This is a genomic window from Burkholderia sp. EMB26 (assembly GCF_024730645.1).
Taxonomy (GTDB): Bacteria; Pseudomonadota; Gammaproteobacteria; order Burkholderiales; family Burkholderiaceae; genus Burkholderia; species Burkholderia cenocepacia.
In genome coordinates, this window is record NZ_CP078070.1 from 3,133,685 (window position 1) to 3,158,125 (window position 24,441).

Annotated in this window: 24 protein-coding genes; 13 read left to right on the forward strand and 11 right to left on the reverse strand. The window is 67.6% G+C overall.

Going from position 1 to position 24,441, the window contains the following annotated elements:
- Positions 1–53: 53 nt before the first annotated feature.
- The 4 genes from KU887_RS14765 to KU887_RS14780 all read right to left on the reverse strand — a co-directional run bounded on the left by KU887_RS14765 (position 54) and on the right by KU887_RS14780 (position 3,158).
- The gene (locus tag KU887_RS14765) at positions 54–677 is read right to left on the reverse strand and encodes a DNA-3-methyladenine glycosylase (RefSeq protein WP_058901815.1); all 624 of its coding nucleotides are present in this window, start codon (positions 675–677) and stop codon (positions 54–56) included.
- Positions 664–1,194 (reverse strand): G/U mismatch-specific DNA glycosylase, encoded by a 531-nt coding sequence (mug, locus tag KU887_RS14770; RefSeq protein WP_060210961.1) that lies wholly within the window; start codon positions 1,192–1,194, stop codon positions 664–666. Before mug ends, KU887_RS14765 begins: the two co-directional genes overlap by 14 nt.
- A gap of 122 nt (positions 1,195–1,316) precedes the next feature.
- The gene (locus tag KU887_RS14775; protein WP_034201356.1) at positions 1,317–1,871 is read right to left on the reverse strand and encodes a single-stranded DNA-binding protein; all 555 of its coding nucleotides are present in this window, start codon (positions 1,869–1,871) and stop codon (positions 1,317–1,319) included.
- Positions 1,872–1,970: 99 nt separating this feature from the next.
- Complete coding sequence (locus tag KU887_RS14780; protein WP_006483141.1) at positions 1,971–3,158, reverse strand: MFS transporter; 1,188 nt, start codon at positions 3,156–3,158, stop codon at positions 1,971–1,973.
- Between the two features lie 264 nt (positions 3,159–3,422).
- Here KU887_RS14780 and uvrA point away from each other — a divergent pair, with 264 nt between their 5' ends.
- A complete protein-coding gene (uvrA, locus tag KU887_RS14785) occupies positions 3,423–6,308 on the forward strand; it encodes an excinuclease ABC subunit UvrA (RefSeq protein WP_006483142.1) in 2,886 nt (961 codons plus the stop codon).
- Positions 6,309–6,528: 220 nt separating this feature from the next.
- Complete coding sequence (locus tag KU887_RS14790) at positions 6,529–7,611, forward strand: AI-2E family transporter (protein WP_258250452.1); 1,083 nt, start codon at positions 6,529–6,531, stop codon at positions 7,609–7,611.
- Positions 7,612–7,704: 93 nt separating this feature from the next.
- Here KU887_RS14790 and purU read toward each other — a convergent pair whose 3' ends face one another.
- The 5 genes from purU to KU887_RS14815 form a co-directional block, all read right to left on the reverse strand.
- Positions 7,705–8,589 (reverse strand): formyltetrahydrofolate deformylase, encoded by an 885-nt coding sequence (gene purU, locus KU887_RS14795; RefSeq protein ID WP_006483149.1) that lies wholly within the window; start codon positions 8,587–8,589, stop codon positions 7,705–7,707.
- 73 nt (positions 8,590–8,662) lie between these two features.
- The gene (locus KU887_RS14800) at positions 8,663–9,529 is read right to left on the reverse strand and encodes an NUDIX hydrolase family protein (RefSeq protein ID WP_006483154.1); all 867 of its coding nucleotides are present in this window, start codon (positions 9,527–9,529) and stop codon (positions 8,663–8,665) included.
- Positions 9,530–9,534: 5 nt separating this feature from the next.
- On the reverse strand, positions 9,535–10,149 hold the full coding sequence (locus KU887_RS14805) for a LysE family translocator (protein WP_006483140.1): 615 nt from the start codon (positions 10,147–10,149) through the stop codon (positions 9,535–9,537).
- A 75-nt stretch (positions 10,150–10,224) separates the two neighbouring features.
- On the reverse strand, positions 10,225–10,791 hold the full coding sequence (locus tag KU887_RS14810; protein WP_034178636.1) for an adenine phosphoribosyltransferase: 567 nt from the start codon (positions 10,789–10,791) through the stop codon (positions 10,225–10,227).
- Positions 10,792–10,868: 77 nt separating this feature from the next.
- Positions 10,869–12,875, reverse strand: a complete 2,007-nt coding sequence (locus tag KU887_RS14815) for a monovalent cation:proton antiporter family protein (RefSeq protein WP_006491635.1) — start codon at positions 12,873–12,875, stop codon at positions 10,869–10,871.
- Positions 12,876–13,000: 125 nt separating this feature from the next.
- Here KU887_RS14815 and kdsD point away from each other — a divergent pair, with 125 nt between their 5' ends.
- The 11 genes from kdsD (at position 13,001) to KU887_RS14870 (ending at position 22,244) form a co-directional block, all read left to right on the forward strand.
- Positions 13,001–13,984, forward strand: coding sequence for an arabinose 5-phosphate isomerase KdsD (kdsD, locus tag KU887_RS14820; RefSeq protein ID WP_006483136.1), 984 nt, complete (start codon positions 13,001–13,003; stop codon positions 13,982–13,984).
- Positions 13,984–14,520, forward strand: a complete 537-nt coding sequence (locus tag KU887_RS14825) for an HAD family hydrolase (protein ID WP_006483148.1) — start codon at positions 13,984–13,986, stop codon at positions 14,518–14,520. Before kdsD ends, KU887_RS14825 begins: the two co-directional genes overlap by 1 nt.
- Positions 14,521–14,523: 3 nt before the next feature.
- Positions 14,524–15,138: an LPS export ABC transporter periplasmic protein LptC gene (gene lptC / locus KU887_RS14830; protein WP_006483145.1), complete on the forward strand. Its 615-nt coding sequence runs from the start codon at positions 14,524–14,526 to the stop codon at positions 15,136–15,138.
- A 20-nt stretch (positions 15,139–15,158) separates the two neighbouring features.
- The gene (gene lptA, locus KU887_RS14835) at positions 15,159–15,824 is read left to right on the forward strand and encodes a lipopolysaccharide transport periplasmic protein LptA (RefSeq protein ID WP_006483139.1); all 666 of its coding nucleotides are present in this window, start codon (positions 15,159–15,161) and stop codon (positions 15,822–15,824) included.
- Positions 15,821–16,597: an LPS export ABC transporter ATP-binding protein gene (gene lptB, locus KU887_RS14840; RefSeq protein WP_258250453.1), complete on the forward strand. Its 777-nt coding sequence runs from the start codon at positions 15,821–15,823 to the stop codon at positions 16,595–16,597. The genes lptA and lptB overlap by 4 nt, the downstream gene beginning before the upstream one ends.
- A gap of 172 nt (positions 16,598–16,769) precedes the next feature.
- A complete protein-coding gene (locus KU887_RS14845; RefSeq protein WP_006483132.1) occupies positions 16,770–18,275 on the forward strand; it encodes an RNA polymerase factor sigma-54 in 1,506 nt (501 codons plus the stop codon).
- Between the two features lie 158 nt (positions 18,276–18,433).
- Complete coding sequence (gene hpf / locus KU887_RS14850) at positions 18,434–18,793, forward strand: ribosome hibernation-promoting factor, HPF/YfiA family (RefSeq protein ID WP_006477786.1); 360 nt, start codon at positions 18,434–18,436, stop codon at positions 18,791–18,793.
- Positions 18,794–18,988: 195 nt separating this feature from the next.
- Positions 18,989–19,501 carry a PTS sugar transporter subunit IIA gene (locus KU887_RS14855; RefSeq protein ID WP_034195643.1) on the forward strand — a complete coding sequence of 171 codons (513 nt, stop codon included), beginning with the start codon at positions 18,989–18,991 and terminating at the stop codon, positions 19,499–19,501.
- Positions 19,502–19,630: 129 nt separating this feature from the next.
- The gene (gene hprK / locus KU887_RS14860) at positions 19,631–20,599 is read left to right on the forward strand and encodes an HPr(Ser) kinase/phosphatase (RefSeq protein WP_006483133.1); all 969 of its coding nucleotides are present in this window, start codon (positions 19,631–19,633) and stop codon (positions 20,597–20,599) included.
- A 74-nt stretch (positions 20,600–20,673) separates the two neighbouring features.
- Complete coding sequence (gene rapZ, locus KU887_RS14865) at positions 20,674–21,582, forward strand: RNase adapter RapZ (protein ID WP_006483144.1); 909 nt, start codon at positions 20,674–20,676, stop codon at positions 21,580–21,582.
- Between the two features lie 26 nt (positions 21,583–21,608).
- Positions 21,609–22,244: an LON peptidase substrate-binding domain-containing protein gene (locus KU887_RS14870; RefSeq protein WP_006499012.1), complete on the forward strand. Its 636-nt coding sequence runs from the start codon at positions 21,609–21,611 to the stop codon at positions 22,242–22,244.
- Between the two features lie 117 nt (positions 22,245–22,361).
- Here the strand turns inward: KU887_RS14870 and mutY are convergent, their stop codons facing one another.
- Both mutY and mutM read right to left on the reverse strand, forming a co-directional pair.
- The gene (mutY, locus tag KU887_RS14875) at positions 22,362–23,468 is read right to left on the reverse strand and encodes an A/G-specific adenine glycosylase (RefSeq protein ID WP_059721053.1); all 1,107 of its coding nucleotides are present in this window, start codon (positions 23,466–23,468) and stop codon (positions 22,362–22,364) included.
- Between the two features lie 24 nt (positions 23,469–23,492).
- Positions 23,493–24,320, reverse strand: coding sequence for a bifunctional DNA-formamidopyrimidine glycosylase/DNA-(apurinic or apyrimidinic site) lyase (gene mutM, locus KU887_RS14880; RefSeq protein WP_006483152.1), 828 nt, complete (start codon positions 24,318–24,320; stop codon positions 23,493–23,495).
- Between the last annotated feature and the right edge of the window lie 121 nt (positions 24,321–24,441).

Below are 24,441 nucleotides of genomic sequence, written 5' to 3' on the forward strand. Positions count from 1 at the left end.
CATGGCGACCGCGTGACGCAGGTCGAATTGGACGCGACAGTGCGCGCCACGCGTCACACGCGCGGCACCGCGCCCGATACGTAGCGGTTGCCGGGCACGCTCCACCGCCACGGGAGATCCTGGCCGACGCGAATGCCGATGCGCGGCCCGCCCGCCAGACCGGCGGGCGGCGCCAGCCCGTCGTCGACGATCGCGAACCCTTGATGCGCGCCGGCCAGGTCGACGCCATCCTGCGCGCCGCCGATCCCCATCGCCTGCGTCAGCCGGGCCGGCCCGCGGCACAAGTCGCGATCGCGCGTGCGCGGCGGCCGCGCCGCACGCATCTGTTCGAGTCCGTGCAGCGGCTCCAGCGCCCGGATCAGCACGCCCGTTCCCGCGCCGTCCGGGCCGCACACGCAGTTGCAGCACCAGTGCATGCCGTACGTGAAATAAACGTAGAAGTGCCCGGGCGGCCCGAACATCGTCGCGTTGCGCGGGGTCTTGCCGCGATAGGTGTGCGCCGCCGGATCGAGTGCGCCCGCATACGCTTCCACTTCGACGATGCGGCCGGCCCGGCCGTCCGCGGCCGCGAGGATCTTGTTGAGCAGTTGCGGCGCGACCTCGGTGGCCATGCGGTTGAAGAATGCGCGTGGCACGATGGCGCCCGGCCACGGAGCCGCCGTCTTACTGCGTCGCATCGTGTCCCTCCGTGATCGCCGCGGAATGAAGCTCGCGATACGCATCGATCAGATCGTCGAGCCCGAATGCGCGGTTTCTCCCGCTGGGATTCGGCAGCACCCACACCCGCGCATGCTCGATGCGGGCCGACTGCAATCCCCACGCGACTTCGCGCTGCCCCGACAGCGCCGAATAGGCCGCCTTGCCGAGAAACGCGACGAAGCGCGGCGCATGCTGCGCGACTTTCTGCTGGAACGCGGCGCCGGCGACCGCGAATTCCGCGCGCGAAAGCTGATCGGCACGCGCGGTCGGCCGCGGCACCACGGCTGTCAGCCCGCAGCCGTAACGGAGGATCTCGCGATCGTCCAGCGGCGAAATTTCCGTCGGCGTGAAGCCCGCGAGATGGAGCACGCGCCAGAAGCGGTTGTTTCTCCCCGCGAAGTGATGGCCGGTCGCGGCCGCGAGCAAGCCGGGATTGATCCCGCAGAACAGGACGTCGAGATCGGGCGCGATGAGGTCGGGGAGTGCGTCAGCCACGGTTCATCCGGCGTGCGACCGGCGGGAACGACGTAAACGAAACAAGGCCCGAAAACCCGGGCCAAGCGACTGGCTTGACTCGGATATTCGGGCCCATCGTGATGCGAGGGTGCGACTGGCGATCAGAACGGGATATCGTCGTCCATCTCGTCGAAGCCGCCGCCTGCCGGTGCGCTCGGACGGCTCTGGCCGCCACCACCCGCACCGCCACGCGCCGCGCCGCCGCCGCCGGCACGACCGCCGCCGCCACGCTCCGCCTGCTCGCCGCGACCGCCGCCACCACCACCGTAGCCGCCGCCATAACCGCCTTCGTCACCGCCGCCACCGCCGCCGCCCGAACCGCCGCGGCCGCCGAGCATCTGCATCTGTTCGGCGACGATTTCGGTCGAGTAACGGTCCTGGCCGTCCTGGCCCTGCCACTTGCGCGTGCGGATGCGGCCTTCGATATAGACCGACGAACCCTTCTTCAGGTATTCGCTGACGATTTCCGCCAGACGGCCGAAGAACGCGACGCGATGCCACTCGGTCATTTCCTTGAAATCGCCGCTCGCCTTGTCCTTGTAGCGATCGGTCGTCGCGAGACGGATGTTCGCAACCGCGTCGCCGCTCGGCAGGTAACGGACTTCAGGATCGGCGCCGAGATTGCCGACGAGGATGACCTTGTTGACGGATGCCATGTGTTTCTCCAGTAAATTCGATGCCGGGCCGCCCGCGTGTGTCGCCGGAACGGCCCGCCGGGCACGCCGGCGCGCTGCCGATGCCTGCCCGAGTGAGGTTCAGGCCTTGCGCGGCGGCGCCTTCATATTGGCCGCGATTATAAGCCACGCGGCCACGAGCCCCGAACACGTGTAGAACACCGTGTTCGCGCCCCCATGCTTCAGCAGCCAGCCGCCCACGATGCCGCCGAGCGCGAGCCCGATCGACTGCGTGGTGTTGTAGACGCCCGTGGCCGCGCCCTTGCGCGAACCCGGCGCGAGCTTCGACACGAGCGACGGCTGCGACGCTTCCAGGATGTTGAACCCGAGGAAGTAGACGAAGAGAATCGCCGCCACAATCAGGATGGTATGCGGCGCGCTGCCCAGCAGCAATTGACCGATCAGGATAGCCAGAATGCCGCCGAGCAGCACCGGCTTCATCTTGCCCCGTTTTTCCGCGACGATGATCGCCGGCACCATCATCACGAACGCGAGCCCCATCACCGGCAGGTAGACCTTCCAGTGCGCGGCGACCGGCAGCCCGCCGTCGACCAAGAGGCGCGGCACGACGAGGAACAGCGCCGTCTGCGTCGCATGCAGCACCAGCACGCCGAAGTTCAGGCGCAGCAGCTCGACGTTGTGCAGCACCTCGGCGAACGGCGCGGGCACGTGCACGGGCTTCGCCGCATCGGGCACGATCCACAGCACGACGCCGATCGCGAGGATCGACAGCACGCCGACGATCGCGAACAGCCCGCTCATCCCGACCCAGTGGAACACGATCGGCGCGCCGACGATCGCGACCGCGAACGACACGCCGATCGACCCGCCGACCATCGCCATCGCCTTCGTGCGGTTCTGCTCGGAAGTCAGGTCGGCGATGAACGCGAGCACCGCCGACGACACGGCGCCCATCCCCTGGATCACGCGGCCGACGATGATCCACGTGATGTCGTGCGCGAACGCGGCGACGAAGCTGCCGAGCGCGAAGATCACGAGGCCGGTGGCGATCACCGGCTTGCGGCCGAACTTGTCGGACGCCCACCCGTAGAAGATATAGAACAGCGACTGCGTGACGCCGTAGGCCCCGAGCGCGATCCCGACGAGCAGCACGTTGTCGCCGCCCGGGATGGTTTTCGCGTAGACGGAGAACACCGGCATGATCATGAACAGGCCGAGCATGCGCAACGCGAAGATCGCCGCGAGCGACGTGGTCGCGCGCAGTTCGGGCGCAGTCATGCGGGAAGACGTGGCAGACGGATTGGACATCGGGAATGAATTTCGAATGATCGGAATGTCCGCCCGGCGGCGGGCGGCGGAAGATCAGGACCGGCGGCCTGGCGGCCTTTCGGGCGACGCGTCGGGGCCGGATGCAGACGGCCTGCGGGCCGCCCGGAACCGTGCGGCGCGACCGCATTCCCCGGCGCAGGTGTCGCCTTGCTGCCACCTGCTGTAAAGGCTGGGGGCCGTAAACGACGGTCTCGAAAAGCCGTTATAGTAGCAGGTTTGGTTCCCTCCATTTTCGCCAGGTTCATGGAACAGATCCGTATCCGTGGGGCACGCACCCACAACCTGAAAAACGTCAATCTCGACCTGCCGCGCCACAAGCTGGTCGTGATTACCGGGTTGTCCGGGTCGGGCAAGTCGTCGCTCGCGTTCGACACCCTTTATGCCGAAGGCCAGCGCCGCTACGTGGAAAGCCTGTCCGCGTACGCCCGCCAGTTCCTGCAGCTGATGGAGAAGCCCGATGTCGACCTGATCGAGGGGCTGTCGCCGGCGATCTCGATCGAGCAGAAGGCCACGTCCCACAACCCGCGTTCGACCGTCGGCACGGTCACGGAAATCCACGACTACCTGCGACTTTTGTACGCACGTGTCGGCACGCCGTACTGCCCCGACCACGACATCCCGCTCGAGGCGCAGAGCGTGTCGCAGATGGTCGACGCGGCGCTCGCGCTGCCCGAGGAAACCAAGCTGATGATCCTCGCGCCCGTCGTCGCGAACCGCAAGGGCGAGCACGCCGAGCTGTTCGAGGACATGCAGGCGCAGGGCTTCGTGCGCTTTCGCGTGCGCTCGGGCGGCGGCGCCGCGAACGAAGGCGTCGCGAAGATCTACGAGGTCGAGTCGCTGCCGAAGCTGAAGAAGAACGACAAGCACACGATCGACGTCGTCGTCGATCGCCTGAAAGTGCGCCCGGACATGAAGCAGCGGCTCGCCGAATCGTTCGAAACCGCGCTGCGCCTGGCCGACGGCCGCGCGATCGCGCTCGAGATGGATACCGATCACGAGCACCTGTTCAGCTCGAAGTTCGCGTGCCCGATCTGCTCGTACTCGCTGCAGGAGCTCGAGCCGCGCCTGTTCTCGTTCAACAACCCGATGGGCGCGTGCCCGGAATGCGACGGCCTCGGCCAGATCACGTTCTTCGACCCGAAGCGGGTCGTCGCGCACCCGTCGCTGTCGCTGGCCGCGGGCGCAGTGAAGGGCTGGGACCGCCGCAACCAGTTCTACTTCCAGATGCTGCAGAGCCTCGCGGCGTTCTACGAGTTCGACATCGACGCCGCATTCGAGGATCTCCCCGAAAAGATCCGCAAGGTGCTGTTGTTCGGCTCGGGCAAGCAGACGATCCCGTTCTCGTACATCAACGAGCGCGGCCGCACGACGATCCGCGAGCACGTGTTCGAAGGGATCATCCCGAACCTCGAACGCCGCTACCGCGAGACCGATTCGGTCGCGGTGCGCGAAGAGCTGTCGAAGTACCAGAACAACCAGCCGTGCCCGTCGTGCGACGGCACGCGCCTGCGCCGCGAGGCGCGCCACGTGCGGATCGGCACCGGCGACTACGCGCGCGGCATCTATGAAATCAGCGGCTGGCCGCTGCGCGACGCGCTCGGCTACTTCGACGGGCTGACGCTCGACGGCGCGAAGCGCGAGATCGCCGACAAGGTGATCAAGGAAATCGTCGCGCGCCTGACGTTCCTGAACAACGTCGGCCTCGACTACCTGTCGCTCGAGCGCAGCGCCGAGACCTTGTCGGGCGGCGAGGCGCAGCGCATCCGGCTCGCGTCGCAGATCGGCTCGGGGCTCACGGGCGTGATGTACGTGCTCGACGAGCCGTCGATCGGCCTGCACCAGCGCGACAACGACCGCCTGATCGCGACGCTCAAGCACCTGCGCGACCTCGGCAACTCGGTGATCGTCGTCGAGCACGACGAGGACATGATCCGCACGGCCGACTACGTGGTCGACATGGGCCCCGGCGCGGGCGAGCACGGCGGCGTCGTGGTCGCCGAAGGCACGCCGAAGCAGGTGCAGTCGAATCCGCAGTCGCTGACCGGCCAGTACCTGCTCGGCAAGCGCGTGATCGAGTATCCGGACGAGCGGCTCGCGCCCGATCCGGAGCGGATGCTGCGCATCGTCGACGCGCACGGCAACAACCTGAAGCACGTCGATCTGGAACTGCCGGTCGGCCTCCTGACCTGCATCACCGGCGTGTCGGGCTCCGGCAAGTCGACGCTGATCAACGACACGCTGTATCACGCGGTCGCGCGCCACCTGTACGGCTCGGCCGCCGAGCCGGCGCCGCACGAGGCGATCGAGGGCCTCGAGCACTTCGACAAGGTGATCAACGTCGACCAGTCGCCGATCGGCCGCACGCCGCGCTCGAACCCGGCCACGTACACGGGCCTGTTCACGCCGATCCGCGAGCTGTTCTCGGGCGTCCCGACGTCGAAGGAGCGCGGCTACGATCCGGGCCGCTTCTCGTTCAACGTGAAGGGCGGCCGCTGCGAATCGTGCCAGGGCGACGGCGTGCTGAAGGTCGAGATGCACTTTTTGCCGGACGTCTACGTGCCGTGCGACGTGTGCCACGGCAAGCGCTACAACCGCGAAACGCTCGAAGTGCAGTACAAGGGCAAGAACATCAGCGAAGTGCTCGACATGACGGTCGAGCACGCGTACGAGTTCTTCAGCGCGGTGCCGGTCATCGCACGCAAGCTGAAGACGCTGCTCGACGTCGGCCTCGGCTACATCCGCCTCGGCCAGTCGGCCACGACGCTGTCGGGCGGCGAGGCGCAGCGCGTGAAGCTGTCGCTGGAGCTGTCCAAGCGCGACACCGGCCGCACGCTGTACATCCTCGACGAGCCGACCACCGGCCTGCACTTCCACGACATCGCGCTGCTGCTGGAAGTGATCCACCGGCTGCGCGACCAGGGCAACACGGTCGTGATCATCGAGCACAACCTCGACGTGATCAAGACGGCCGACTGGGTGATCGACCTCGGCCCCGAGGGCGGCGCCGGCGGCGGCCAGATCATCGCGCAAGGCACGCCCGAGCAGGTCGCGAAGACGAAGGCGAGCTTCACCGGCAAGTACCTCGCGCCGCTGCTCAAGCGTCCGACCCGCAAAGTCGCGGCCGGCTGACGCCGCTCCACCCTGCCCGCGCGCGGCCGTCCGGCCGCGCGCCTCCTCGTTTTCCCTTCTGCGTTTACACCACGCGCCAAACGGCCCGTTTGCGGACCATAATGGCAGCTATACTTTACGGTCGTAAGGTTCGCCATCCGCACCAATCCGGTGCGGCGCCGGGCGGCCCGCACGCTGCCGCGCGCTGCGCGGCACGACACACGGACGACAGGAATCCACGATGGAGAAGCAACAAGAGTCGCGCGACACGCAGAACCGCGAGCCGCACCTGCGCAGCGTGCGGCTGACGAGCGACTTGAGCCTGCCGAAGCTGTCGGCGCTCGAGATCGGCAGCTATCTCTTCGCGCTCGTCATGATGTGGCTCGTCCTCGAGCTCCGGCTGCTCGGCGGGATGCTCGCCGGCCTGCTCGTCTACCAGCTGATCCACACGATCGCACCCGTGATCGAACGTCACACCACCAGCATGCGCGCGCGCTGGGTCGCCGTCGTGCTGTTATCGATCGCGATCGTCGGCGCGCTCACCGGCCTGACGATCGGCATCATCGAGCATTTCGAGCACACGGTGCCGAACCTGCAGAGCCTGCTCGACCAGCTGATGCAGATCGTCGAGCAGACCCGCGCACGCACGCCGGCGTGGATCGCCAATCTGCTGCCCGTCGACGTCGAACAGATGAAGACGAAGGCGGTCGTGCTGATGCACTCGCACATGGACCAGCTCCAGCAAAGCGGCAAGAGCGTCGCGCGCGGCTTCGGCCACGTGCTGTTCGGGATGATCATCGGCGCGATGATCGCGATCGGCGTCGAGCAGGGCAAGGTGCGCCGGCCGCTGTCGACCGCGCTCGTCATGCGCGTGTCGCGCTTCTCCGACGCGTTCCGCCGCATCGTGTTCGCGCAGATCAAGATCTCGGCGATCAACGCGGCATTCACCGGCATCTATCTGCTCGTCGCGCTGCCGATCTTCCACCAGCGGCTGCCGCTGTCGAAAACGCTCGTGCTCGTCACGTTCATCGTCGGCCTGCTGCCGGTGATCGGCAACCTGATCTCGAACACGCTGATCGTCGCGGTGTCGCTGTCGGTCAGCATGGGCACCGCGATCGCGTCGCTCGCGTTCCTCGTGGTCATCCACAAGCTCGAATACTTCCTGAACGCGAAGATCATCGGCGGTCAGATCGAGTCGCGCGCGTGGGAGCTGCTGCTCGCGATGCTGATCATGGAAGCCGCGTTCGGGCTGCCGGGCGTGATCGCCGCGCCGATCTTCTATGCGTACCTGAAACGCGAGCTGTACCTGCTGCGGCTGATCTGAAACCGCCCGCCAGCCAGCGGAAAGCAAAAACGCCGCGCCCCGTGAAGGGCGCGGCGTTTTTGCTTGTGGAGCCGGCCGTTCGCGGCCGACGGATCAGCGGAACACGACCGTCTTCGTCCCGTTCAGCACGATCCGGTGCTCGACGTGCCACTTCACCGCCCGCGCGAGCGTCACGCACTCGACGTCGCGGCCGATCGCGGTCAGCTGGTCGGGCGTCATGCTGTGATCGACACGTTCGACTTCCTGCTCGATGATCGGGCCTTCGTCGAGATCGGTCGTCACGTAGTGCGCGGTCGCGCCGATCAGCTTCACGCCGCGGTCGAACGCCTGGTAGTACGGCTTCGCGCCCTTGAAGCTCGGCAGGAACGAATGGTGGATGTTGATCGCGCGCCCGGCGAGCTGCTCGCACATATTCGGCGACAGGATCTGCATGTAGCGCGCGAGCACGACGAGATCGGCCTGGTGCTCGTCGATCACTTCCAGCACGCGCGCTTCCTGCGCGGCCTTCGCGGCATCGGACGAACCGCCGATCAGCGGGAAGTGATGGAACGGAATGTTGTAGCTCGCCGCGAGCTGGTAGAACTCCTTGTGGTTCGACACGATCGCCGGAATCTCGATCGGCAGCTGGCCCGTGCGATAGCGGAACAGCAGGTCGTTCAGGCAGTGGCCGATCTTCGACACCATGATCACGACGCGCGGCTTCACGGCCGCATCGTGCAGCTCCCAGCGCATCGAGAACTGTTCGGCGAGCGGCGCGAATTCCTTGCGAAGCGTGTCGAGCGCCGACGCGGCATCCACGCCGCCGCCGTCCTGCTCGAAGTGCACGCGCATGAAGAACTCGCTGGTGCGGCTGTCGCCGAACTGCGCGGAATCGAGGATGTTGTTGCTGCGCTCGAACAGGAAGCCCGAGACCGCATGGACGATGCCGTGCCGGTCGGGGCACGACAGTTTCAAGATAAAGCTGTGATCGGTCGGCATGACCGCTACTCCCATTGTTTCCGTATTCGTCAAATTGCCCGTTCGCGCCGCGCGGCTGCGCGCTCGGCGCGCGTCACGCCGCCGGTACGAACAGCGCGTCGATGCCGGCCGCGTCGGCCGCCGCAATCCAGCGGTGGCGCAGCAGCGTATCGAGCGTCGCGAGGCTCGCATCCATCGTCGCGCGGCCTTCGCGCAACCAGCCGATCACCTCGGGCACGCTGGCCAGCAGGTGCTCGGCCACTTCGCCGTCCTGGTTGCGTGGCGCGAAGTCGTGCGGCAGCGGCAGGTCGTACACGAAGATCAGTTCGGATTGCGTGCCTTCCGGCAGCGAATTCAGCACCTGCACCGTGCGGCCCGCGATCGCGCGCGCCGCCAGGTCGGCCGGAATGCCGGCTTCTTCCCAGCATTCCTTCGCGAGCGTCTCGTGAACGCCCAGCCCCCAGCCGATCCCGCCCGCGACGACGTTGTCGAGCATGCCGGGGTCGGTGGCCTTGGTCGCGCTGCGGCGGCCGAGCCACATCTTCGGCGCAGCCGCGGCGGGCGGCTCGCCCGGCGTAACCGCATATTCTACGATGCCGTTCACGTGCACCGCATAGGTCTGCGTGCCGAAGAAGCGCGACGCGGCGCGCTCGATGTACGCGAGCGGCGGATCGTCGAAGCGGTTGCGGATCGCGTAGATCTCGTCGCGCCAGCCGGGAATCGCGCCTTCGGCGGCGAGCGCGCCGATCGCGCTGGCCAGCGCCATGCTGCGCGCGTCGACCGAATCGTAGCGTGCCGACAGCACGACGCGCTCGCCGGTCAGCTCGAACACGTCGGGCCAGCGCGCGAGCTTCGCGACGTCCTGGCGGCGCACCCAGCCGACCGCCTGGCCGGCGATCTCGAAACGCAGGTGCGCGGCCGGATCGAAGCGGCGCGCGGCCGCGATGCACGGAAACGTCATCGTCATCAATCCTTCAGCGCGACGCGAATGCCGATCGCGATGAACGTCGCGCCGGCGATCCGGTCGAGCCACACGCCGGCCTTCGGGCGGCGCTTCAGCCACGTGCCGATCATGCCCGCGCCGACGCCGAACAGCGAGAAGACCGCGGCCGTCTGCAGCATGAACAGCGCGCCGAGTTCGAACATCTGCAGCGTCACGCTCTGCGCGCCGTGCGGATCGACGAACTGCGGCAGGAACACGACGAAGAACAGCGTGACCTTCGGGTTCATCAGGTTGCCGATCACGCTCTGCCGGAAGATCGTGCCGAGCGGCTGCGGCGGCCGCGCATGCGCGTTCGCGAGGCCCTGGCTGCGCAGCGCCTTGATGCCGATCCACACGAGGTACGCGGCGCCCGCGAGCTTCAGGATCTGGAACGCGACCGGCGACGAACGCAGCACGGCCGCGACGCCGAGCGCCGCGAGCGTCGTGTGGAACAGGATCCCCGCCGTGAAGCCGAGCGCGGCGACGAAGCCGGCCGCGCGACCCTGCGAGATGCCGCGGGCGAGCACCTGCAGGTTGTCGGGACCCGGCGCGAACGTGATCGCGATCGACGTGGCGAGAAACAGCATGAAGTTGGGCATCGTGACCTCGCTGCGGAATGTGAACCAGGCGTGAATCAGCGCAAGCCGGGGCGGCCCGCCCCGGGGGACCGGCGTTCAGTGGCCGGAGAATTCGGTAACGGTGTAGACCGGCAGTCCGGCGTTGCGCAGCAGCGCCGAGCCGCCGAGATCGGGCAGGTCGATGATCGCCGCGCCCTCGACGACCACCGCGCCGAGCCGCTGCAGCAGGTTGCGCCCCGCCATCATCGTGCCGCCGGTCGCGATCAGGTCGTCCATGATGATCACGCGGTCGCCGGGGCGGCACGCATCTTCGTGGATCTCGACCGTCGCGCTGCCGTATTCGAGGTCGTACGATTCCGAACGGGTCTTGTACGGCAGCTTGCCGACCTTGCGGATCGGCACGAAGCCGACGCTCAGCTCGTACGCGACGATCGGCGCGATGATGAAGCCGCGCGCGTCGAGGCCCGCGACGTAGTCGAGCTTCGCGTCGACATAGCGTTCGACGAACAGGTCGACGAGGATGCGCAGCGCCTTCGGGCTCTGCAGCAGCGTCGTGATGTCGCGGAACTGCACGCCCGGCTGCGGCCAGTCCGGCACCGTGCGGATCTGGCTATGGATGAAGGCGACCGGATCGAGCGGTGCGCCCGACGACGAATGCGGCATGAAACTCTCCGAAAAAAACGGTGCGCGAAGATCGGGCACCGTTTCTGATCAATACGGGTCAGGTTGTGAATCGTGGCTCACGCGGCCGCGGCCGGCGGGTCGCGCCGATGGCGCGACAACCGCTCCTCCGCGAGCGCGAGCGCCTCGGGCAGCCCGCGCAGCACCACGATGTCGCTCGCGCGCAGCTTGGTCTGCGGATCGGGTTCGACGCCGCGGATGCCGTGCCGGCGGATCGCCGTGACTTCCAGCCCGAGCGCGTACAGCCCGAGTTCTTCCAGCGAACGCCCGACCGCGTCCGCGCGCGCATCGACCGGCACCGATTGTAGCCGCACCTGCTCGTGATCGTCGTCGTCCGCGTCGTCGGCGCCGCGGAAATAGCCGCGCAGCAGGCTGTAACGCTCGTCGCGCATCTCCTCGACGCGCCGCACGACCTTGCGCATCGGCACGCCGACCAGCACCAGCGTATGCGACGCCAGCATCAGGCTGCCCTCGACGATCTCCGGAATCACCTCGGTCGCGCCGGCCGCGAGCAGTTTCTCCAGGTCGGCATCGTCCACGGTACGCACGATCGCGGGCAGCGTCGGTTCGAGCTCGTGCACGTGGTGCAGCACGCGCAGTGCGGACGGCGTGTTCGCATAGGTGATCGCGACGGCCGCCGCCCGGTGGATACCGGCCGCGAGCAGCGACTCGCGGCGCGCCGCGTCGCCGAACACGACCGATTCGCCGGCGGTCGCCGCCGCGCTCACGCGATCGGGGTCGAGGTCGAGCGCGACGTACGAAATGCCTTCCTGTTCGAGCATGCGCGCGAGGTTCTGGCCCGCGCGGCCGTAGCCGCAGATGATCACGTGGCCGCGCTGCTTCAGGCTTTGCGTCGCGATCCGCGTCATCTGCAGCGACTGCTGCATCCATTCGGTCGACGACAGCCGCATCACGATGCGGTCGGCGTTCTGGATCAGGAACGGCGCGGCGAGCATCGACAGCAGCATCGACGCGAGGATCGCCTGCAGCAGCGTCGAATCGACGAGATGCCGGTCGAGGATCAGGTTCAGCAGCACGAAGCCGAATTCGCCGGCCTGCGCGAGGCCGATGCCCGTGCGCATCGCGACGCCCGGCGTCGCGCCGAACAGCCGCGCGAGCCCGGCGATCATCGTCGCCTTGAACAGGATCTGCCCGACGAAGAAGCCGAGGACGATCAGCGGATGCTCCCAGATCACGCGCGGGTCGAGCAGCATCCCCGTCGTCACGAAGAACAGGCCGAGCAGCACGTCGCGGAACGGCTTGATGTCCTCCTCCACCTGATGGCGGAACGGCGTCTCGGAAATGAGCATCCCGGCGATGAACGCGCCGAGCGCGAGCGACAGCCCGAAGCGGTCGGTGATGAACGCGGCGCCGAGCGTGACGAGCAGCAGGTTCAGCACGAACAGCTCCTGCGAGCGGCGCCGCGCGACGACGTTGAGCCAGCGCGTCATGAAGCGCTGGCCGATGACGAGCAGCAGCGCGAGCGCGATCACGATCTTGACCGCCGCGAAGCCGAGCGTGAGCGCGAGATCCTTCGACGACTCGGCGCCGAACGCGGCGATCACGATCAACAGCGGCACCACCGCGAGATCCTGGAACAGCAGCACGCCGAAGATGTTGCGGCCGTGCTCGGTCTCGATCTCGAGCCGCTCGGCGAGCATCTTCGACACGATCGCCGTCGACGACATCGCGAGCGCGCCGCCGAGCGCGATACTGCCCTGCCACGTGATGTGCACCCAGCGCTCGAACAGCGCGCCGAGCACGAGCGCGAGCACGAGGGTCGCGACGACCTGCAAGAGGCCGAGTCCGAACACGAGCCGCTGCATCGCCCTCAGCTTCGCGAGCGAGAATTCGAGGCCAATCGAAAACATCAGGAACACCACGCCGAATTCCGCGAGGTGCTCGGCCCGTTCGAGATCCGCCGCGACGCCGAAGGCGTGCGGGCCGACCAGGATGCCGACGGTCAGATAGCCGAGCATCGGCGGCAGGTTCAACGAGCGGAATACGACGACGCCCACCACCGAGGCCAGCAGCAGCAGCAGGGTCATTTCGAGCGGGGAAATCACAGGCGAAGCGTCCTCGTTCGTCGGGGCCACGGCAATGCGGGCGCGGGTGGTGGCGGTGGACAGGCGACCTCGGACGAGTCCGAAGGCGCGGCGCGGCGAACAAACGCCTTTGCTATACTCCGCGCATGATAGCGAAAATCAATGATGATCGGGCGCTCGCGCTCGCCCGCGACGTGCTCGACATCGAGGCGGACGCCGTGCGCGCGCTGCGCGACCAGCTCGACGGCGGCTTCGTCCAGGCCGTGGCGCTGCTGCTCGGCTGCCGCGGCCGCGTCGTGGTCTCCGGGATCGGCAAATCGGGGCATATCGCCCGCAAGATCGCAGCCACGCTGGCCAGCACCGGTACGCCGGCCTTCTTCGTCCACCCCGCCGAGGCCAGCCACGGCGACCTCGGGATGGTCACCTCCGACGACGTCTTCATCGGCATCTCCTATTCCGGCGAGTCGGAAGAACTCGTCGCGATCCTGCCGCTCGTGAAGCGGATCGGCGCGAAGCTGATCGCGATCACGGGCCGCGCGGGGTCGAGCCTCGGCACGCTCGCCGACGTGAACCTGAACGCCGCGGTGTCGAAGGAAGCGTGCCCGCTGAACCTCGCGCCCACCGCGAGCACGACCGCGGCGCTCGCGCTCGGCGACGCGCTCGCCGTCGCCGTGCTCGACGCGCGCGGCTTCGGCTCGGAAGATTTCGCGCGCTCGCATCCGGGCGGCGCGCTCGGCCGGCGCCTGCTCACCTACGTGCGCGACGTGATGCGCTCGGGCGACGACGTCCCGTCCGTCGGGCTGAACGCGACGCTGTCGGACGCGCTGTTCCAGATCACCGCGAAGCGCCTCGGCATGACGGCCGTGGTCGACGCCGACGGCAAGGTCGCCGGCATCTTCACGGACGGCGACCTGCGCCGCGTGCTCGCCCGCGACGGCGATTTCCGCACGCTGCCGATCACCGAAGTCATGACGCGCGACCCGCGCACGATCGCGCCGGATCACCTGGCCGTCGAGGCCGTGGAACTGATGGAGCGCCACCGGATCAACCAGATGCTGGTCGTCGATGCCGACGGTGCGCTGATCGGCGCGCTGAACATGCACGACCTGTTTTCGAAGAAGGTGATCTGATGAGCGCAGCGCTGACTGCGGCCGAACGCGCGAGCCGCGTGAAGCTGATGATTTTCGACGTCGACGGCGTGCTGACCGACGGCGGCCTGCTGTTTACCGCGGCCGGCGACGCGATGAAGTCGTTCAATTCGCTCGACGGCCATGGCGTGAAGCTGCTCGGCGAAGCCGGCATCGCGACCGCGATCATCACGGGCCGCCGCTCGGACATCGTCGCGGCGCGCGCGAAGGAAATGAAGATCGCGCACCTGTTCCAGGGCGTCGAGAACAAGCTCACCGTGTTCGCCGACCTGATCGCGTCGCTCGGCCTGACGGCCGACGCCTGCGGCTACATGGGCGACGACTGGCCCGACCTGCCGGTGATGCTGCGCTGCGGCTTCGCGACGGCCCCCGCGAACGCGCACCCCGAGGTGATCGCCCGCGCGCACTGGGTCGCCGAGGCCCGCGGCGGCCACGGCGCCGTGCGCGAGGTCTGCGATGCGATCCTGCGCGCGCAGCGCCGCTACGACGCGCTGCTCGCCGCCGCCTGCGGAGCCTGACCGATGAGCACGCATTTCCGCTGGACCCAGATGCTGCCGCTCGTCGCGGTCGCCGCGCTCGCGGGCGTCACGTGGTGGCTGCTGCAGGCCACGCTGCCGCCGCCCGGCGAGGGCGCCGTGCAGCCGAAGCGCCATACGCCCGACTATTTCGCCGACAACTTCTCGGTCACCGAGCTCGACCAGACCGGCACGACCCAGTACCGGCTGACGGCCGCGAAGCTGGTCCATTACGAAGACACCGAAGGCAGCGACCTGACCGATCCGGCCATGCGCGCGTTCCAGCCCGGCAAGCCGGTCGTGACGACCACCGCGAAGCGCGGCACCGTCAACGGCGACGTGTCGATCGTCGATTTGTACGACGATGCGCGCATCCTGCGCGCGGCCGGCGGCGGCGATCCGCAGATGCAGGCCGATTCCCAGCATTTCCGGATCTTCGTCAATGACGATGTGATCCAGACCGAAAAGCCGGTTAAACTTCAGCGCGGCCTGTCGCTCGTCAACGCGACCGACGGCATGAAGTACAACAACGTCACCCGGGTCATCGAGCTCTACGGCAACGTGCGCGGCACGATCGCCGCGGCGGACACGTCCGGCGGCTCGAAAGGTCAACCCAGGTGACGCATCCCTCACGTGACTGCATGAACGAACCGTTCCCTCGACAGATTTCCGGCGGCGCTGCGCGCGCCGTCCGCGCCGCGCTCGCCGCGACGCTCGTGGCGCTCCCGCTCGTCGGGCTGGCGCCGCTCGCCCATGCCGAGAAGGCCGACCAGAACAAGCCGATCAACGTCGAGGCCGACAACCTGACCTATGACGATCTGAAGCAGGTCACGGTCGCGACCGGCAACGTCGTGATCACGAAGGGCACGATCATCATCAAGGGCGATCGCGTCGAAGTGCGCCAGGACCCGGAAGGCTATCAGTACGCGACGTCGTTCGGCAGCGGCAAGAAGCACGCGACGTTCCGCCAGAAGCGCGAAGGCCTCGACGAATACATCGACGGCGACGCCGAGCGCATCGACTACGACGGCAAGCAGGATCTCACCACGCTGACCACCGCCGCGACCGTGCGCCGCCTGCAGGGCACGTCGACGGTCGCCGATACCGTGCACGGCAGCGTGATCACGTACGACGGCCAGCGCGACTTCTACACCGCGAAGGGCGGCAAGGACGTCGCGGCGCCGGGCAACCCGAACGGCCGCGTGCGCGCGATGCTGTCGCCGAAGAACGGCGGCCCCGCGCCGCTGAACGGGGCGCCGGCCAAGCTGTCGCCGTCGACCACGATCCAGGGAGCGCCGGGCCAATGAACACGCTTCCGAACCGCCAGCCGGCCGGCACGACGAGCTCGCTCGTCGTGCGCAACCTGAAGAAGCGCTACGGCTCACGCACGGTCGTCAAGGACGTGTCGCTCGACGTGAAGAGCGGCGAAGTCGTCGGCCTGCTCGGCCCGAACGGCGCCGGCAAGACCACGTCGTTCTACATGATCGTCGGCCTCGTGCCGACGGACGCGGGCGAAATCACGCTGAACGGCAGCTCGATCAGCCTGCTGCCGATCCACAAGCGCGCGTCGCTCGGCCTGTCGTACCTGCCGCAGGAAGCGTCGGTGTTCCGCAAGCTGACCGTCGAGGAAAACATCCGCGCGGTGCTCGAGCTGCAGCACGACGAGGACGGCAAGCGGCTGTCGAAGGACGCGATCTCGTCGCGTACCGAAGCGCTGCTCGACGAGCTGCAGATCGGCCACCTGCGCGAGAACCCCGCGCTGTCGCTGTCGGGCGGCGAACGGCGCCGCGTCGAGATCGCGCGCGCGCTCGCGACCAACCCGAGCTTCATCCTGCTCGACGAACCGTTCGCCGGCGTCGATCCGATCGCGGTGCTCGAGATCCAGAAGATCGTCAAGTTCCTGAAACAGCGCAACATCGGCGTGCTGATCACGGACCACAACGTCCGCGAAACGCTCGGCATCTGCGACCACGCGTACATCATCAGCGACGGTTCGGTGCTGGCCGCCGGCGCGCCGAGCGAAATCATCGAAAACGAAAGCGTGCGCCGCGTGTACCTCGGCGAACACTTCCGCATGTAACGTCCTCCTCGTGGCTGGCTGCACCCCGCCCGGCATCGCCGCGCGGGGCTGCGCCCCGCTTTGCATCCACGCCCGCGGGCATGCCCGCGGCCGGGCGGCGCGCCGCGCGTAATCGCGGATGGCTCAATGCGCCTGGGTCGTGGCAAACTGCCGGTATGACTCCCTCCTTGCCATGAAAGCCAGCCTTCAACTCCGCCTGTCGCAACATCTTGCGCTGACGCCTCAGCTGCAGCAGTCGATCCGGCTCCTGCAGTTGTCGACGCTCGAACTGCAGCAGGAAGTCGCGATGGCCGTCGCGCAGAACCCGCTGCTCGAGAACGACGACGAATGGATCGCGAGCCCGCTGCGCGTCGCGGCGGACGGATCGCTGATCGCGCAGACGCCGCCCGCACAGAACACCGAGCCTGCCGCGACCAACGGCAGCAGCCCGTCCAGCGATCGCGCGGAGCGCGACGAGCCGGCCGGCGCCGACGAATACGACGGCTACGGGTCCGGCGACGGCAACGACGGCCCGCAGTGGAACCTCGACGAATACGGCCGCTCGAGCGGCGCGTCCGACGACGACGACCTGCCGCCGCTGCAGGTGCAGGAAGCCGCGACGTCGCTGCGCGACCACCTCGCCGCGCAGTTGCGCGTCACGCAGGCCGGCCCGCGCGATCGCGCGCTCGTGATGTTCCTGATCGAATCGCTCGACGACGACGGCTACCTGACCGCCACGCTCGACGAAGTGCTCGCCGACCTGCCGCCCGAACTGGAAATCGACTGCGACGAACTGAACGCGGCGCTCGCGCTGCTGCACAGCTTCGACCCGGCCGGCGTCGGCGCGCGCTCGGCGTCCGAATGCCTGAAGCTGCAGCTGCTGCGTCTCGATCCGTCCCCGACGCGCACGCTCGCGCTCGAGATCGTGTCGCAGCACCTCGAACTGCTCGCCGCACGCGACTTCACACGGTTGCGCAAGCACCTGAAGGCGAGCGACGACGCGCTGCGCGACGCGCACGCACTGATCCGCTCGCTGGAGCCGTTCCCCGGCGCCGCATACGGCAAGGCCGAGGCCGACTACGTCGTGCCCGACATCATCGTGAAGAAGGCCGGCCAGGGCTGGCTCGCGGAGCTCAATCCGGAGGTCGTGCCGCGCCTGCGGATCAACAACCTGTACGCGAACATCCTGCGCAACAGCCGCGGCGATCCGTCGGCCGGATCGCTGAAACAGCAGCTCCAGGAAGCGCGCTGGCTGATCAAGAATATCCAGCAGCGATTCGACACGATCCTGCGTGTCGCGCAGGCTATTGTCGAGCGTCAGAAGAATTTCTTTGCGCACGGTGAAATTGCCATGCGCCCCTTGGTTTTGCGGGAAATAGCTGATACGCTGGGCCTACACGAGTCGACTGTCAGCCGTGTGACAACCGGGAAGTACATGCTGACCCCGTTCGGGACGCTTGAATTTAAGTACTTCTTCGGATCTCACGTCTCGACCGACACCGGTGGCGCCGCCTCGTCGACCGCCATCCGAGCCCTCATCAAGCAACTGATAGGAGCTGAAGACCCAAAATCGCCACTTTCGGACAGCCGCATTGCCGAGCTGCTGGCAGAACAGGGTTTCGTGGTCGCGCGCCGCACGGTTGCGAAATATCGCGAAGCCCTCAAGATCCCGGCAGTGAATCTGCGCAAGTCTCTTTAAGCCTGCTGCCTGCCCGGCGGCAGGCGTGTCCCGGCCACCGCGCACACGGGGAACAGGCCGGACGATCTGTCCGCGATACGCCGCTTCGTGCGGCACGGGCAAGTCGACCGGAGCGCCGCCTCGATGCGGCCGGGTGGCCACTCGCTTGGAGAAGCACTATGAACCTGAAGATCAGTGGACATCATCTCGAAGTCACGCCTGCGATTCGCGAATACGTGATCACCAAGCTGGACCGGGTGCTACGGCATAGCGATCAGGTGATCGATGGCACTGTGATCCTCTCGGTCGACAACCACAAGGAAAAGGACAAGCAGCAGCGCGCGGAAATCAACCTGCACCTGAAGGGCAAGGACATCTTCGTCGAAAGCGCGAACGGCAACCTGTATGCCGCGATCGATCTGCTGATCGACAAGCTGGATCGCCAGGTCGTCAAGCACATGGAGCGCCTCCAAACGCACGCGCACGACCCGATCAAGCTTCAGCCGTCGATCGACCAGATCGAGCTGCCGCCGCAATAACCGTCACCGCAACACGCACGCCGCCCGGTTCGCCGGGCGTTTTTTTTGTGACTCCGCGCGAAGGTGCAACCGGTCCGTCCGTGCTGCGCCACGCACGCGGCTGTGCTCTATAATGTTCCGGTTATCGCCGGGGGGCGTTGGATGCGGTAGCTGCGCTGCAGGTTGCCGATGCCACATGCCTTGATATCGCCGAACATGGAAAATCAGTCCGCCGCCGCAAGGAGACCCCAGGCCGCCCAATCGCCTGCCAACATGAATCGCCTAGCCAAAATCCTGCCCATAGAGAACGTCGTCATCGACCTCTCCGTCACCAGCAAGAAACGCGTCTTCGAACAAGCCGGGCTGATGTTCGAGAATCAGAACGGCATCGCCCGCAGCACCGTCACGGACAACCTGTTCGCGCGCGAGCGCCTCGGTTCGACCGGGCTCGGCGAAGGTGTCGCGATTCCGCACGGCCGCATCAAGGGCCTCAAGCACCCGCTCGCCGCGTTCGTCCGCCTCGCCGATGCGATCCCGTTCGAAGCGCCCGACGGCCAGCCGGTCGGCCTCCTGATCTTCCTGCTCGTTCCCGAGCAAGCCACCCAGCAGCACCTCGAGATCCTGTCGGAAATCGCGCAACTGCTGTCCGATCGCGACGCCCGCGAGCGTCTGCACAACGAAACGGATATCGCCGAGTTGCATCGCCTGCTCACTCAGTGGCAACCTTGAGTTGTTCCGGGCGGAATATTTCCCCGTACGAGGCGGCCTACGCCGCCGTCCAGGGCCGCCCGGCGCCGGCCCGGCATGGCGACGTCCGTCGCCGCGCGCCCGCACCGGCCCATTGGAGTGACGAGAGTCATGGATACGTCCAGCATCAACGCCCAGAGCATCTTCGACGACAACGCAGCCACGCTGAAACTGAGCTGGCTGACGGGGCATGAAGGCTGGGAACGCGGCTTTTCGGCCGACACGGTCGGCAACGCCACGTCGAGCGCCGACCTCGTCGGCCACCTGAACCTGATCCACCCGAACCGGATCCAGGTGCTCGGCGAAGCCGAAATCGACTACTACCAGCGCCAGACCGACGAAGACCGCTCGCGCCACATGGCCGAGCTGATCGCGCTCGAACCGCCGTTCCTCGTCGTCGCCGGCGGCGCCGCGGCGCCGCCCGAACTGGTGCTGCGCTGCACGCGCTCGTCCACTCCGCTGTTCACGACGCCGATGTCGGCCGCCGCGGTGATCGACAGCCTGCGGCTCTACATGTCGCGCATCCTCGCGCCGCGCGCGACGCTGCACGGCGTGTTCCTCGACATCCTCGGGATGGGCGTGCTGCTGACCGGCGATTCGGGCCTCGGCAAGAGCGAGCTCGGCCTCGAGCTGATCAGCCGCGGCCACGGCCTCGTCGCCGACGACGCGGTCGATTTCGTCCGTCTTGGCCCCGATTTCGTCGAAGGGCGCTGCCCGCCGTTGCTGCAGAACCTGCTCGAAGTGCGCGGCCTCGGCCTGCTCGACATCAAGACGATCTTCGGCGAAACCGCCGTGCGGCGGAAAATGAAGCTGAAGCTGATCGTTCAGCTCGTGCGGCGCCCCGACGGCGAATTCCAGCGCCTGCCGCTCGAAAGCCAGACCGTCGACGTGCTCGGCTTGCCGATCAGCAAGGTCACGATCCAGGTCGCGGCCGGCCGCAACCTCGCGGTGCTCGTCGAGGCGGCCGTCCGGAACACGATCCTGCAGTTGCGCGGAATCGACACGTTGCGCGATTTCATGGATCGGCAACGACTCGCGATGCAAGATCCCGACAGTCAGTTCCCCGGCAAACTCGTGTAACCCGCACGCGCCGGCCGCGCAACGCCGACGCGTCGAGCCGGTGCTATGATGAAATGTCAGGATTCTCCGTTCCCATGCGCATCGTCCTCATCACCGGCATCTCCGGCTCAGGCAAGTCCGTCGCGCTGAACGCGCTCGAAGACGCAGGCTATTACTGCGTCGACAACCTGCCGCCGCACGTGCTCCCCGAACTCGCCCGCTACCTTGCCCAGGACGGCCAGCGCCGGCTCGCGGTCGCGATCGACGCGCGCTCGAGCGCGTCGCTCGACGAGATGCCCGGCCTGATCCGCGAGCTGTCCCGCGAACACGACGTGCGCGTGCTGTTCCTCAACGCGAGCACCCAGGCGCTGATCCAGCGCTTCTCCGAAACGCGCCGCCGCCATCCGCTGTCCGGCTCGCTGTCGCACGATGCGGATGTCGGCCTGCTGTCGTCGCTCGAGGAAGCGATCGAGCGCGAGCGCGAACTCGTCGCGCCGCTCGCCGAATTCGGCCACCAGATCGATACCAGCACGCTGCGCGCGAACGCGCTGCGCACCTGGGTCAAGCGCTTCATCGAGCAGAAGAACAACGATCTGATGGTGATGTTCGAATCGTTCGGCTTCAAGCGCGGCGTGCCGCTCGACGCCGACCTGATGTTCGACGTGCGCGCGCTGCCGAATCCGTACTACGACCACCAGTTGCGCCCGCTCACCGGGCTCGACCAGCCGGTCATCGCCTTTCTCGACGCACTGCCGATCGTCCATCAGATGATCGACGACATCCATGCGTTCCTGATGAAATGGCTGCCGCACTTCCGCGATGACAACCGCAGCTACCTGACCGTCGCCATCGGCTGCACGGGCGGCCAGCATCGCTCGGTGTTCATCGCGGAAACGCTCGCCGCGCGCCTGGCGCGCGAGGCGAACGTGATCGTGCGGCATCGTGACGCGCCAGTGGATGTCGACGCGTCGTCGCGGCTCGTCTCCGAGGTCGACCGACCCTAGCGACACCCGCCCAACGCCCGCGCGCCATGTCCTCCCTATCGACCACCCTGATCGACCTGCCGTTGTTTCCGCTGCACACGGTGCTGTTTCCCGGAGGCCTGCTCCCGCTCAAGGTGTTCGAGGCGCGCTATCTCGACATGTCCCGCGCGTGCCTGCGCGACGACGCCCCGTTCGGCGTGTGCCTGCTCAAGAGCGGACCCGAAGTCGCGCAGGACGGCGCGGTGTCGGTGCCCGAAACCATCGGCTGCATGGCGCGCATCACCGAGTGCGACACCGGCGAATTCGGGATGCTGTATCTGCAGGCGATCGGCACGCAGCGTTTCGAGCTGCTGTCGTATCGCGTCGAAGGCAACGGGCTGCTGGTCGGCATCGCGGAGCCGCTGCCCGACGACATCCCGCTCGAAGGCGAACAGGCGCTCGCACAGTTCGGTTCGTGCGCCGAGGTGCTCGAGCGCATCATCGACGCGTTGAAGAAATCCGATCCGGAAAAAATGCCGTTCGGCGAACCATTCCGCCTCGACGATCCGAGCTGGGTATCGAACCGCCTCGCGGAATTGCTGCCGCTCGACCTGCGCGCGCGACAGAAGCTGATGGAGTTTCCGGACGTCGGTGCGCGCATCGACGCCGTGCACCACGTGCTCGACCGGCACGGCTGGCTGTAAGGCCGGCTTGACTATCGCGGCTGATTCGTCGCGCATCGCACGTCCGAAAGCCTTTCCCACGCGCAGTGGGCCGCCGCCCTGTCGAACGCCGCCCGCGCCGCGCCTTTCCCCGGTTCGTTACAGCAGCGGCCCGCTCAGCGCATCGAGCAGCTTGCGCACGGGCGCCGGCACGCCGTACGCGTCGAGCCGGCTCAGCGGCACCCAGGCGGTGTCCGCGTCCCGCGCCTGCGACGGCAGGCCGCCGCCGTCCGCCAGATCACTCAGCCGCGGCTCGATCTCGAGCCGGAAATGCGTGAACGTATGCGTGAGCGGCGCGAGCGGCACCGTGCGGCCGCCACCGAAACCGCGCGCGAGATCCGCGAGCGCGGCATCGCCGTCCGCTTGCGGCAGGCTCCATAGTCCGCCCCAGATGCCGGTCGGCGGCCGGCGCTCGAGCAGCACGGCGTCGCCATCGCGCAGCACGAGCATCCAGGTCTTGCGCGTCGGCACGGCCTTCTTCGGCCGTGCGGCCGGCAGTTCGCGCTGGCGGCCGGTCGATTGCGCGACGCAGTCGCCCGCGAACGGACAGCGCGCGCAATCGGGCTTGCCGCGCACGCACAGCGTCGCGCCCAGATCCATCAGCCCCTGCGTATACGCGCTCACGTCGGCCGCGTTCGCGGCATCGGGCAGCAGCGATTCGGCGAGCGCCCACATGTCGTTCTCGACACGCTTCTCGCCCGGAAAGCCCTCGACGCCGAATACCCGCGCAAGCACGCGCTTCACGTTGCCGTCGAGGATCGTCGCGCGCGCACCGTACGCAAACGACGCGATCGCGGCGGCCGTCGAACGGCCGATGCCCGGCAGTTCGGCCAGCGCGTCGGGCGTCGCCGGAAACACACCGCCGTGCTCGGCGACGACGACCTGCGCGCAGCGGTGCAGGTTGCGCGCGCGCGAGTAGTAGCCGAGGCCCGCCCACAACGCCATCACGTCGTCGCTCGGCGCGGCCGCGAGCGCGGCGACGTCCGGGAAGTGGTCGAGAAAGCGCGTGTAATACGGAATGACGGTCGATACCTGCGTCTGCTGCAGCATGATTTCCGACAGCCAGATCCGGTACGGATCGCGGGTGTTCTGCCACGGCAGGTCATGGCGGCCGTGCGCGCGCTGCCACGCGACGAGACGCGTGGCGAACGTGCGGTGCAGCGGCGTGGCGGGGAACGGAGCGGGGGCGATGCGGGGCGGCTTCAAGTTATCGAATTGTGGAAAAGGGTTTCAACGCTGGCACGTCGGGCAGTAATAGGTCGACCGCTGGCCCTGCACGATCTGGCGAATCGGCGTGCCACATACGCGGCACGGCTGGCCGGCGCGATCGTAGACGAAACAGTCGAGCTGGAAGTAGCCGCTTTCGCCGTTGCTGCCGACGAAATCGCGCAACGTGCTGCCGCCGCGCTCGATCGCGTCCGCGAGCGTCGCGCGCACCGCGTCGGCCAGCCGCTCGTAGCGCGGCAGCGAAACCTTGCCGGCGGCCGTCGTCGGCCGGATGCCGGCGCGAAACAGGCTCTCCGACGCGTAGATGTTGCCGACGCCGACGACCATGTCGCCCGCGAGCAGCGCCTGCTTGACCGACACCGTGCGGCCACGCGTGCGCGCATGCAGCAGCGCGCCGGTGAACGCCGGCGAAAACGGCTCGACGCCGAGGCTCGCGAGGAGCGGATGCGCATGCACGTCGCCGGCTTCGCGCGGGTGCCACAGCACGGCGCCGAAGCGGCGCGGATCGCGGAACCGCAGCACGAATTCGTCGAAGATCCAGTCGATGTGGTCGTGCTTCGCGGCGACCGGCACGCCGGCCGCGGGCAGCACGCGCAGCGTGCCCGTCATCCCGAGGTGGACGATGAACCAGCCCGCATCGACCTCGAACAGCAGATATTTGCCGCGGCGCTCGACGGCGAGCACCTCGCGCGCGCGCAACTGCTCGGCGAGCCCCGCCGGCACGGGCCAGCGCAGCATCGCGGTACGGACGTCGACACGCTCGACGCGGCGGCCCGCGACAAAGGGCTCGATGCCCCGGCGCGTGACTTCGACTTCTGGCAACTCTGGCATGTTTTGCGGGTCTGAGGCTACGGTCTGCTTACAGAAAGAATGCGCATGCGGCGCCACGAGAACGGCCGTTCTCGCGGCGACCCCGAATTAAACACGGGAATGCCCGAAATCGCCCGGCCTG